This is a genomic window from Chloroflexota bacterium (genome assembly GCA_034717495.1).
Classification (GTDB): domain Bacteria; phylum Chloroflexota; class Anaerolineae; order JAAEKA01; family JAAEKA01; genus JAYELL01.
The window spans coordinates 1-9,909 of sequence record JAYELL010000074.1; the positions used below are offsets into that span (position 1 = coordinate 1).

The 9,909-nt window shown below is 59.2% G+C and carries 8 protein-coding genes; 7 read left to right on the forward strand and 1 reads right to left on the reverse strand.

What is annotated here, in order from left to right:
- Window positions 1–160: 160 nt before the first annotated feature.
- Window positions 161–1,567 (forward strand): polysaccharide deacetylase family protein, encoded by a 1,407-nt coding sequence (locus tag U9R25_13845; GenBank protein ID MEA3336990.1) that lies wholly within the window; start codon window positions 161–163, stop codon window positions 1,565–1,567.
- Between the two features lie 110 nt (window positions 1,568–1,677).
- Window positions 1,678–1,986 (forward strand): hypothetical protein, encoded by a 309-nt coding sequence (locus tag U9R25_13850; protein ID MEA3336991.1) that lies wholly within the window; start codon window positions 1,678–1,680, stop codon window positions 1,984–1,986.
- Between the two features lie 660 nt (window positions 1,987–2,646).
- Here U9R25_13850 and U9R25_13855 read toward each other — a convergent pair.
- Window positions 2,647–3,096 (reverse strand): hypothetical protein, encoded by a 450-nt coding sequence (locus U9R25_13855; GenBank protein MEA3336992.1) that lies wholly within the window; start codon window positions 3,094–3,096, stop codon window positions 2,647–2,649.
- A gap of 107 nt (window positions 3,097–3,203) precedes the next feature.
- On the opposite strand from U9R25_13855, the gene U9R25_13860 reads away from it, so the two are divergent.
- The 5 genes from U9R25_13860 to U9R25_13880 form a co-directional block, all read left to right on the forward strand.
- The gene (locus U9R25_13860; protein MEA3336993.1) at window positions 3,204–4,832 is read left to right on the forward strand and encodes an amidase family protein; all 1,629 of its coding nucleotides are present in this window, start codon (window positions 3,204–3,206) and stop codon (window positions 4,830–4,832) included.
- Between the two features lie 13 nt (window positions 4,833–4,845).
- Window positions 4,846–7,344 (forward strand): zinc-dependent metalloprotease, encoded by a 2,499-nt coding sequence (locus U9R25_13865; GenBank protein ID MEA3336994.1) that lies wholly within the window; start codon window positions 4,846–4,848, stop codon window positions 7,342–7,344.
- A gap of 38 nt (window positions 7,345–7,382) precedes the next feature.
- Complete coding sequence (locus tag U9R25_13870; protein ID MEA3336995.1) at window positions 7,383–7,637, forward strand: STAS/SEC14 domain-containing protein; 255 nt, start codon at window positions 7,383–7,385, stop codon at window positions 7,635–7,637.
- 336 nt (window positions 7,638–7,973) lie between these two features.
- On the forward strand, window positions 7,974–8,444 hold the full coding sequence (locus tag U9R25_13875; protein MEA3336996.1) for a hypothetical protein: 471 nt from the start codon (window positions 7,974–7,976) through the stop codon (window positions 8,442–8,444).
- Window positions 8,378–9,909: serine hydrolase (locus U9R25_13880; protein ID MEA3336997.1), on the forward strand; the 1,532-nt coding region annotated here is incomplete at its 3' end. The genes U9R25_13875 and U9R25_13880, both read left to right, overlap by 67 nt.

Sequence of the window (9,909 nt, forward strand, 5' to 3'; positions counted from 1 at the left end):
GTGTCTCTTCGTGTCCCTTCGCGCCTTCGTGGTCCAAACCCTCCCCGCGTCCCCCATCCCCCCACTCCGGGTCCTTCGCTCCCTTCGCGCCTTCGTGGTCCAAACCCTCTCCGCACTCGACTTGAACATATTGCGGCATCGGTGTATACTGACAATCGGTATGAACCCGATCAACGCCGACTACTTTGAACTGGAAGATCCATCGGGCCTCTCACTGGCCGGCTTGCTGGTGTTGCTTGATCGCAACGGCCGTCCCCTGCGCGCCGACCTGTACGTTGCCGCGGATGTGCCCAACTCCGACGTTAACGAGAGCGTACACCAGGCACGCCAGCTCCTGGACCAGCGCTACGCGCCGCCCGTGGGCGAAACGCTGCCCCTCTACGTGTTGCGCGCCAACCTGCACGATGTGATCAACATCGCGGTTTCCCCTGGCCAACCGGCTCCCCTGCAGGACGAGTTTGAAACCCGGAACATGATGGCAGCCGCCCCTGCCACCTCCGGACCGGCACCCAGACCGGCCAAACCACCATGGAAAGAACATCCTCTCACCACCTACCTGCTTTGGGGCGCTCTCATCGTTCTGACCGGCCTGGCCCTGCTCCTGGCAGCCCAGATGGTCTCGAGCATCAAAGACTATTTGGACAGCGATTCCACTTCAACTTCTTCTTTGATGATAGAGCAATCGTCGGCGCAACATGCTCTGGCCGCCATCGCCACCACACCTACCCCTGAACCGACGGTACCCTCACTGGATGTCCCCGATTCCTATTGTCTGTGGCCCAACGATACAATTAGCGAGATCGCCTACAATGCCAACGTGTCGGAAGAGGCGATCCTGAAAGCCAATCCTGGGTGGACGGGACAGGCAGGCAGTACGATTCAGTTGCCCCGCGACAGCACACCCCCGCGCGACTGGACCGCGCCCCTGCCCCAGGTCGACTCCGTTGAGGACCTGCCCTTCGGCATCTCCGGTTATTATATCGGACGCGACAACCGCCAGAAACGGGTCGCTCTCTCATTTGACATCGGCTTTGTCGAGGGCAACAGGGAATTGATGGAACAATTGGCCGCCCGCGGGATTCGAGCCACCTTCTTTGTGCTGGGTGGTGCCGTGGAAAACCACCCGGAGATGATCGCCCCCATCCTGGAAAATGGGCATGAGTTGGGCAACCATTCCTACACCCACGAGAACATGCTGGCGATGACAACAGACGCGGTAGCACAGGAACTTGCCGTGACCGAACAATTTGTTCAGGCAGCCTATCCCGGTGCAACCACCAAACCAATCTTTCGCGCCCCCTTCGGCGCAATTAACGATTCTATCGTCAGTCGTGCCAAAGGTGAAGGCTATCATATCATAGGTTGGACGGTCGACAGCCGAGATTGGACCGACGAGATAACCCCGGAGTCCCTCTACGACCGGGTAACTGAGCTCGTCTGCCCCGGCGCGATCATCGCCATGCACGATGTAAACCCGGCTAATCAAGCTGCCCTGCCCCGCCTGCTCGATTTCCTGGAGGGCAGCGGCTACGAATTCGTCACCATCTCCGAAATCCTCTTTTCATAGAGTTGCACTTCCCACCGATTGACAATTGATCGCTGACCATTGACCATGATGCCTGAGGCAACCATGCTCCTCGATGCCCGTTTTGCCCACACAAATATCGTCGCCAGGGATTGGAAAGGCCTGGCGCGGTTTTATCAGCGAGTGTTCGACTGCCAGCCGGTCCCACCCTGGAGATCTTCCAATACGACCATTTCGAGGAACGAACAGTCCCGGCAGCCAACCAGCTCGGCTTCGCCCACATCGCCTTCGCCGTAGATGACGTCGAGACCGCGCTGGCCCTGGTTGTTACGGAAGGTGGCAGCGCGCTGGGCGAGACAGTCGCCGTCCAGATTCCTGGCGCGGGCACCATCACCCTGGTCTACGCGACCGACCCTGAAGACAATATCATCGAACTGCAACGCTGGTCGAACAGCACCTGACTGGCCGGTCAGGGATGGCTCCTGCGCAGGGAGCAATGTCCATTGGTACAGAAGACCACCAGGACACGATTCCCCCGGCTACAAGCAACCTACGGTCGCAGCGCCCGATCGATCGGGCTAAGCCTGCTTTCGACATTGAACAGATGTACCGCCAGGGGTTTTTTGACAAATGAGCCGCCCCGCGTACACTGAGAAACACCAGCCTCTTGCAGCGCCAACACCCACCTGAGACGACATGTCAGGCTACTGGCGAGGCCCTGGTCCTGGGGCAACGCCGTGCGCTATCGTGAAAAAGGGCCGGGGATGAACCTGCGGTCGCTCACCGGCAGACCAAATCCGGCATTCTGATCGCTTAGGTTGAGTTATCGCCGGACCACCATGTTGACAAAAGGAGAACAAACGTCATCAACTATCTGTTTGTCTCGCTGCCAGGTCTGACAGGTCTCGCGTAGTTTCAATTGCAGATCACGAGAAAATCTAAAGAGGATTTAAACTGGACTTTTGACAAAGCTTAACCCGGCTCGAACTGAGTCGAGTCGAAGGCGAACCTTTACGATTGGATAATCGGGCCGAGATCAGGCCACTTGGGCGGTTGAGCCGGTGTCCCCATGGTTCGACAGGCTCACCACAGGTCTGGCGAATAATCTTGGTAAAGTCACGTTACACCAGGGTTGGGGAGATGAGACGCTGTTTCATGGCTGGCAAGTTGCGTTCCCAGGGGTTCGGTAAGGCGTCCACCACATGACGGGTCATCCAAAGTTGGGCATAGGCGATGTGAGCGAGTTGCCACCAATTCTCTTCCCGTTTGACCTCGGGGGTCTGGGAGTTGACCAGGAGCAGCTTCTGTTTTCCGAAACGGAAGAAATGTTTGATGTCGAAGCGGCACAAATAGGCCTGATAGATGTGCTCAAGGGTGAGTTCATGGCGACGTGCGCCCATGACGATCAGCCACAAGGGGCGTATGAAAGCCGGGTTGCCCTCTTCATCGTAGCGCACAATGCGCACCAGAGTGAAGGGATGCTTGTGCATAGGCAGTCGTTTTGGTTTGTTCTTCCCGGTCATCAGCAGGTTATGCCAGACCTGTATCTCGATCCGGAAAACTTTGCCCAACCATGCTAAAATGAACACCTTCGTATGAACGGAATTGCCAGGCCTGGGATCAAACCAATAATCATCCCCCCCAGTCCATTCACATTTCAAGACAAAGGAACACATTCATGAAAACCAAAAAAATCATCATTCTCCTCGCGGCAGCCCTTGTAGCCGTCCCGGCCCTGGCCGCCTGTAGCGTCAGTAACCAGGGCCAGCCCTCTGCCGGGGAGTTCCCCCTCCCTGAACCCGACTACAACGCCAAACTCCCGCGCGACTTCACGCCCTTCGAAGAGGCCATGAGCACGCTGACCGATGAACGCCGGGGCGAGCTTGACGCCGCTTTGGCCACGGTGACGATCCCGGATATCCAGAAGCTATTTGATGATGGTTCGCTCACTTCGGAGGAACTGACCATCTACTATCTCGACCGCATCAAGCGCTATGATGTCGATAACTTCAACTCGGTGCTGGCGCTGAATCCCAAGGCGCTGGAAGAGGCCAAAGCGATGGACGCGGAACGGGCCAGTGGCCAATCTCGCGGCATGATGCACGGCATCCCCATCTTGCTGAAGGACAACATCGCCATCAAAGGCATGAACACCGCCGCCGGCGCTTACGCCATGAAGGACTGGACGCCCGACCGCGACGCTACGGTGACGGCCGCCCTGCGCACAAGTGGCGCTGTCATCCTGGGCAAAGCCAATCTCTCCGAATGGGCCAACTGGATGGACGCCGGCATGCCCAACGGCTTCAGCGCTCTGGGCGGACAAACCCGCAATCCATACGGGCCATTCGAGACCTACGGCTCCAGCAGCGGTTCAGCCGTGGCTGCCGCGGCCAATTTCGCCGTAGTCACCGTCGGCTCCGAAACTCAAGGCTCACTTCTGATGCCGGCGTACATCAACTCGGCCGTGGGTCTCAAGCCCACCCATTCCCTGGTCTCGGGCGACTACATCATCCCCCTGATGCCCTTCCAGGACAACGCCGGGCCCATGGGCCGCAGCGTCACCGACGTGGCTGTTCTACTTACCGCCATGGTCTCTCCTGATCCCAATGACGCCGACGCCATGGCCAAAGCGGGCGAGGATTACACGAGCTACTTCACGACTGAGGCCCTGTCCGGTCTGCGCCTGGGCATGACGGGCAAAAATGACGAATTGCAGGCGACCCTCGAAAAACTGGGCATCCAGGTAGTTCTGATCGACAGCAAAGACGTTCCGGGCGCCGCACCAGCCAGCGAGATACTGCCTCCGGTCTTCAAGTACGCCATCGATGATTTCCTGCCCGCGGTCAACGCTCCGGTCAAAAGCCTGGAAGAAGTGATCGCCGCCAACAAGGAAGACATGCAAAACCGGGCGCCTTACGGCCAGGGATATCTGGAAGAATCCCAGAACACCAAGCTGAGCAAGGAAGAGACCGATAAGCAGGTCGAGGAACGCATCAAGACCTACAACGATGCCTTGACGACGCTTTTCGACCAATACAATGTGGACGTGATCATGGTCAATGACATCGGTGTTGCAGCGCCTCTGGGACAAACCTACGCCCCGGCCGGCTGGCCCGCCATGACCATCCCCGCCGGTTATGGCGAAAACGGCGAGCCCGTCTCAATCAGCTTCGCTGCCCGCCCTTACGAGGAGGGCAAGATGTTGGCGACAGCCTTCGTCATCGAGCAGATCGCCAAAGCCTACCGCCCGCCCAATCTCGAAGCCACCATCCAGATGCTGGATGAGAAACTGGGCGATAAGAAGTAGAAGGAACCTGATCATGATATTCGAATCGCCCTCAGCCCCCCAAACGCCTGAGCAACTATCTCAGCCACAGGCCCAGGTATCGCCTGGGCAACCACCTCCGGCGCAGCCCCCAGAACCGGCCAAGTACGAGGATCTTATCACTGACGAGGCGGTCACCCAGACCGGTCTATTCACTGTGCACCACGTTGGCGAAAAATGGTACCTGGAAATCCCGCAGAAACTGCTGGGCAAGGACATGCTCTGGTACGCGGAGTTGGACGACATGCCTGTCGGCTTGAAACCGATGGGCGGCCTGGAGATCGCTGCCCGGCTGGTGCGACTGGAGCAGGTTGACCGCAGCATCTATGTGCGCGATCTCACCCACCCACTGAAAAAGATCGCCGGCGATCCCAGCCTGCCTGAAGATGAGCCTCCAACCAAGCAACTGCGACCGGTGTTCCAGGCGCTGATCCAAACTTCCCTGCCCGCGGCGATCATGGCCTTTCCAATCCTTGCCGACAGCCCGGACGGCGGGCTCTTGATTGAGGGAACAGGCGTTTTTACGGCCGACCTGCCTGATTTCTCTCCCAAGGCGCAGCTTGCATCCGGAGGATACGTGGTAGCAGCCATCGCTCCGGAACGATGTCACGTGCGGTCGATAATCCCTTTCCCGCGCAATGTCAACATTGAGAGCTTCCTCACCTTCAGCACGACCGGCGGGCTTTCCAACAGCGTTTCCGTTGTTGTGCAGCACAGCATCACGCTTCTGCCAGAGCAGCACATGCCGCGCCGTCGCTTCGATCCCCGCATCGGCTACTTCACCGTCGGCTTCGACGACTACTCCGGCGAAGAGACACATGGCGTCTTAGCCCATCGCTATATCACCCGCTATCGCCTGGAGAAAAAACGGGCGCAGGCGAAGATATCCAAACCCAAAAAGCCGATTGTTTACTACATCAGCCGCGAGGTGCCGGAGAAGTGGCGGCCCTATCTCAAACAGGCCGTGGAGGATTGGCAGCCCGCATTTGAGGCCGCGGGCTTCAGGGAAGCGATCATCGCCAAAGATGCGCCGAGCATCGAAGAAGACCCCCATTGGGACCCGGGTGACACGCGCCATTCGGTGGTTCGCTGGCTGACCCAGCCGGTAGCGAACGCGGTCGGGCCGCACACCCATGACCCGCGTACAGGCGAGATTCTCTCGGCGCATATCCTGATCTGGGCGAAGACACCAAACCTGGCCGAACAATGGTATTTCAGCCAGGCATCGGCTGCCGACGAAAGCGCGCAATCCCTGCCGTTGTCAGATGAACTGGTCGGGCAGTTGATGCGCTATGTGGTGGCACATGAAGTGGGCCACACGCTGGGCCTGCGCCACAATCACCGCGCCAGCCAGGTTTTCACAACGGAGCAATTGCGCGATCCTGACTTCACGGCCCGCTATGGAACGGCGCCCTCGATCATGTCATACGGCCGTTTCAATTATCTTGCCCAGCCCGGGGACGGCGTCACCCATTTCATCCCGCAGATCGGGCCTTACGATGAGTTCGCGATCGCCTGGGGCTATCGCCCCATTCCCGGCGCCGATTCCCCGGCGGACGAACAGCAGACTCTGAACCGTTGGGCCGAGCGCCAGATAGACGATCCCTTTCTCGCTTTTGGAGGCGAAGATATCCCCGCCTCCGTTGATCCCAATGTTCTCACAGAGAACCTGGGCGCGGACCGCATTGAGGCAACCCGCCTCGGCATCCTGAATCTGGAACGGATGATGAAGTACCTGGTCGCCGCCACCACCAGGCAGGACGGAGATTTCAGCACGTTGGGGGAAACCTACACAACAATCCTGGGGCAGCGGCAAGGGTGGCTCGCATCGGTGGTCAAGCTGATCGGTGGCGTTGAGGAAACCCGCACGATGGCCGGACACGGCCCTCAATTCCACCGCGTCTCTGCGGAGCGACAGCACACTGCCGCAACCTACCTTGTGGACAATCTGCGCACGCCCCATACTTTCCTGAACCCTGAAGTGCTGGACCTGCTTACGCCGAAGAATCCTATGGGCGAAGTGGAACTCTTGCAGAAAGCGCTGCTGGCGAGCCTTCTCCAGAAGAACATCTACCTTCAGCTTGCCAACGCTGAGCAACTCGATCCCGATACACAGCATTACAGCACGGCCGATCTGCTGTCTGATGTTCAAGCAGGACTGTTTGAGGAGCTGCAGGCGGATTCGCCCGTCATCGATCCTCTGCGCCGCCGGCTGCAGCGACACTACTTGTCTATTCTCAAGAAGCAGATGTCCGATCCCGATTCGGAAAAGAATGCCGCGGCGCTGGCGGCCCTCGGCCCGCTAGGGGAAGCCCTCGCTTCCCTCATCACCCAGGCCGAAGGGACGGACATCCGCGCAGCGGGGTACGCAGGCCTGACCCGGCTGCGGGAAGAGCTGCAGGCCGCAGTATTGAAGACAGTAGATGCGACCACGCGCTATCACCTGTCCGACCTCGACCGGCAGATTGGGATGATTCTGAAGGATGCTGGATAATATTACCTCTCTCACAACCCCAACCACGAAGAATATCCATGATTACGAAATTTGAACAAAGTTCCGGCAACACCATCGGCTACAAGATCAGCGGCACAATCAGCAAAGACGACTATGCTGTCATGGTCCCGGAAGCGGAAGCGTTGGTGGATCAGGAAGGGGACATCAACATGCTTCTGGACCTGAGCGAATTCCACTGGGAAGAGATCAGCGCCTGGGGCGCAGACATGAAATTTGGGTCCACCTACCGCAAGAAAATCGACAAAATGGCCATTGTCGGCGACAGTAAATGACAGAAATGGCTGATGGCCCTGGTCGATCCCTTGACCATGATCCTATCTGACCGGGATTCCCCCCTTTGGGGGGTTAGGGGGGCGGAAAAAGCTGTTTCCATCATCGCACATCGCAGCATCGACACTCCTGGAGGTTTGCCATGACCGAACAACGCAGACACTAACCTATCAATGCCTACGGACTCTTGGCTGACACACCGTCATCGCTGCAAAAGTGATTCCTGACAGAAACCAGAAGTTTGTAAGCAATCATCCACGCTGCGCTATCACCTCACAAACCCTTGGGTTCACATCTATCGTCCCTTTTTGATCAATCATTCTCTCACGAGGAAGACCATGAATACCAAACGCTTCATACCAACCATTGCTATTTTAACCCTGGTGCTCTTGCTGGGCGCATGCAGCCGTAGCGAACCAACGCCTGCGCCAGAGCCAACAGCAGCCCCACCCCCGGCCCAGGCGAATCCAACTATCGCCCCTGAAGAGATGCCGGCGGAGGAAGAGACCGCCCCGGCGGAAGAGCAAATCGCGGCGGAATCCAACACCGTCCACGACCTGATCCAACAGATCGTGGACCCGACCATGGAGTCCGTCCCCAATGCCTTTGGCCCGGCGCCGGGCGCGGTCATCCGTCTGGATGCGCCCGGCAATCAATTCCTGGAAGCTACGGGCCTTGCCAGCGTAGAAGAGGGAACGCCGGTGCAGGTGTACGACCACTTCGAGATCGGCAGCAACACAAGATGTTCACCGCCGTCATGCTCACCCAACTGGAAGAAGAAGGCGTGCTCTCCATCGACGATCCCCTGAGCGCGTGGCTGCCCGACTGGGCCGGAAAAATTCCCAACGGCGACCGTATGACCCTGCGCCAACTGGCCAATCACACATCGGGCGTCTGGGACTACGGCGATCCCATCATCGGCGCCGGCCAGGGCGATGACGAAGCCATGCGTCGCTCCTACCCGCCCGAAGAACTGGTCCAATACGCCATCGACAACGGAACGCCCGACTTCGCGCCCGGCGAGGAGGGCCGGTGGCAGTACTCCAACACCGGCTTCATCCTGCTGGGTTTGGTGCTTGAAGCGGCCACCGGCCAACAGTACGCCGACTTACTCCAGGCGCGCATCCTGGATCCGTTGGAGATGACGGAGACCAGCTTCCCCAACGATGTGCCCGAAGCCGGAACCATCATCCAGGGCTATGAATTCTATCCCGACGGCAAGAACACCACCGAGTGGAACCTATCCCAGGGCTGGGCCGCGGGCGGTATCATCTCCACGGCGGCCGACCTGACTACATTCCTGCAGGCGTTGGCCAATGGCCAGCTCTTCCAGGACCCACAAACAGTGCTGAAGATGGCCGATTTTGTGGAGAATGATGCGGTCGCCGGCAGCCTCGGGGCCAAGGGCTACGGCATCGGCCTGATCGAATTCGCCGATGGCGTCTGGGGGCACGGCGGGCAGACGCTCGGCTTCGAAAGCGAGCTGATGTTTGTGCCCGGCACGGACATCAGCCTGGTGGGGCTGACCAATGCCGCCTACGGGCCGGCGCTGGCAATCCAGGGCCTGGTTCCCCTCCTCCAGCAACTGGCCGGGATCACACCGGCGGCCGCGGCATCCGAATTCCCCCGCCCCGAACCGGATTACAGCGCCAAACGCGAGCGCGATTTCAGCGCCTTCGAGGAGGCATTGAACGTGTTCACGCCTGAACGCGCGACCGAACTGGATACGGTGCTCACCAGCGCGACGGTGCTGGATATTCAGGGCCTGCTGGACGAAGGTCAGACCACCGCCGAGGAGTTGGTCACCTACTACGTCAACCGCATCCAGCTCTACGATTGGAACAGCCTGAACTCGGTCATGGAACTGAACCCGGATGCGCTGGAGATCGCCCGCCAACTGGACCAGGAGCGGGCCGCAGGCAATGGCCGCGGGGCCATGCACGGCATCCCCGTGCTGCTCAAAGACAACATCGCGGCCGAGGGCATGCACGCTACCGCCGGCGCTTACGCCATGCAGGATTGGCAGCCCGACCGGGACGCCTTCCTGGTCGCACAGCTGCGCGACGCGGGGGCCATCATTCTTGGCAAGACCAACCTCTCCGAATGGGCCAACTGGATGGACGCCGGCATGCCCAACGGCTTCAGCACTCTGGGCGGACAAACCCGCAATCCATACGGGCCATTCGAGACCTACGGCTCCAGCAGCGGTTCAGCCGTGGCTGCCGCGGCCAATTTCGCCGTAGTCACCGTCGGCTCCGAAACTCAAGGCTCACT